Genomic DNA, 2,189 nt, shown 5'->3' with positions numbered 1-2,189 from the left:
CGTCGCAAACTACACAGTTTCCTTGCATTTTTATCTCCTCCTTTTTCGTTTTTGGCTCAAAAAAAATAGGCCCGTCCCATCAAGGGACGAGCCTATTAGCTCGCGGTACCACCCTAATTGAATGCCGAAGGCATTCCTCTCTAGGACCTTTAACGGAGCCCATCCGGGAAACGTACTCCAGAGAAAATCTCCTTTCCGTTCCAGCTCCATGGGTTTTAGGCTTTCTGCACGGATTCAGGCTCTCTCTCAGCCGGTGAAGAGCCTTCTCTGTGGAATCCTCGTGTGCAAAAGCGCCCCACTTCATCGCCTTTACGATATTTGGTTCGGACCTCTTTTCTAATTGTCCTAGAGTTTATTTAAGGTTACAAGATTTGTCAATGGGTTATTTCACTTTTTTAGGGGGATATTTGATTGAATCAAATTTTTGTGATGTTGAAGCGATAAACATAAGACAATTTGCAAAATTTAAAAAATATGATACTAATGAAGTATTCAGATAAAAAATAAAGGATATAAATGTGGGGAGGTGGTTCCATTGAAAGTAGCCATGAAAGAGGAGGTTTTTGATCTAAAGCCTCTCAAAAAAATTGTAAGAATAGGACAAAAAGAAGGTTGGAGCCTTATAAAGATCCTTCAGCAAATTCAGATAGAGTATGGATATTTGCCCAAGGAACTGTTAAAGAGTGCTGCGGAACTTCTCAAGTTGCCTTATGGCAAGGTTTTTGGCGTTGCTACCTTTTATGCCCAGTTCCACCTTACCCCTAGAGGCAGGCACATAATACAACAATGTGATGGTACGGCATGCCATGTAAAGGGAGGCACTAGGATAGGCAAATTTCTGCGCGATGAATTGGGTATAGAACCTGGAGAGACTACGGAAGACCTTAAATTTACTTACGAAGTCGTTTATTGCTTGGGTTCTTGCGGCCTTGCCCCCGTAGCCATGGTTGATGGGAAGGTGTATGGCGAGCTTTCAGTGGAAAAGATGAAGAATATTTTGAAAACTCTCGAGTAAGAGGTGATTAATATGTCATGCAGATTGAAAAGCCCGCAAGATCTCTATAAATTGTTCCGCAAAGTTAGGAAAGAGCTCATTATAAGAGAAGAAAGCCCTATAAAGATAAAAATACTTGCTCATTCAGAAAGTGGTTTTGAGCAAGCTCGGAAAGTAGCGAAAGTATTCATCGAATACATGGGGAAAAAAGAGGTTGCGGCTAGAGTGAGTTTGGGGTTGTGGAATGGGCCTTTGGCGCTCCAGCCAGTAGTGGAGATAAGGATGCCGCCTTTGGGTACGGTGAGGTATGGGAGGATAACAGAAGAGAAGGCAAGAGAAATAGTTAGAAAGCACATTATGAAAGGCAAAACATTGCAAGAATACCTAATAAGCCTAGATGCCACGTTGACCTTTCCCGAAGCGGGTGAAGCCAATGTAAGTGACTTATCAAAGGGGAGATTATAATGACCCACAAACTTTACCGCACGCACGTATTATGTTGTAGGGGGACAAGTTGTACTTCGGGCGGGTCAGCAGAAATATTGGAGCTCATGGAACGTGAAGTTGAGGCCCAAAACTTGCGTGATGATGTTTTGGTTACGTTCTCTGGCTGTCATGGCTTATGCTCAATAGGTCCTATAGTCGTCATTTATCCGGAAGATATACTTTATTGTCATGTAAGACCTGAGGATGTTTCGGAGATTGTAGAAAAGACGTTGAAAAGAGGAGTGCTAGTAGAGAGGCTTTTGTTTAACGATCCTGTCTCTGGTGAATTGATCCCCGAATATCATGGCATTCCTTTTTATAAAAATCAGCAGAGAATAATTCTCAAAAATTGCGGAGTCATAAACCCAGAACGTATAGAGGAATACATAGCAAGAGAAGGATATCAGGGCCTTGCGAGGGCCTTGTTTGAAATGACTCCAGAAGATGTGATAGAAGAAATAAAATGTTCAGGACTCAGAGGTAGAGGGGGAGGTGGTTTCCCCACAGGGCTCAAGTGGCAGTTTACCAGAAATGCTCCTGAAACTCCAAAGTACGTGATATGTAACGCCGACGAAGGTGATCCAGGAGCTTTCATGGATAGAAGCATTTTAGAAGGTGACCCTCACTCTGTGTTGGAGGGCATGATTATAGCTGGCTACGCTATAGGTGCCCAAAAGGGATTTATTTACTGTAGAGCAGAATATCCTTT

The 2,189-nt window shown here is 42.8% G+C and carries 3 protein-coding genes; all 3 read left to right on the top strand.

Annotated elements, in window-relative coordinates:
- The first annotated feature begins 535 nt into the window (after positions 1–535).
- Entirely contained in the window at positions 536–1,015 is a 480-nt protein-coding gene (nuoE, locus tag H0Z23_RS08940; protein WP_296869102.1) for an NADH-quinone oxidoreductase subunit NuoE, read from the top strand.
- Between the two features lie 12 nt (positions 1,016–1,027).
- Positions 1,028–1,459 (top strand): (2Fe-2S) ferredoxin domain-containing protein, encoded by a 432-nt coding sequence (locus H0Z23_RS08935; RefSeq protein WP_296869101.1) that lies wholly within the window; start codon positions 1,028–1,030, stop codon positions 1,457–1,459.
- The coding region (locus tag H0Z23_RS08930; protein WP_296869100.1) for an NAD(P)H-dependent oxidoreductase subunit E at positions 1,459–2,189 on the top strand (731 nt) is incomplete at its 3' end. The genes H0Z23_RS08935 and H0Z23_RS08930, both read left to right, overlap by 1 nt.

It is taken from the genome of Thermovirga sp., assembly GCF_017656375.1.
In the GTDB taxonomy this organism is placed as follows: Bacteria; Synergistota; Synergistia; order Synergistales; family Thermovirgaceae; genus Thermovirga.
The sequence above is the reverse complement of the archived record's forward strand: the minus strand, read 5'-3'. Positions and strand labels throughout refer to the sequence as shown.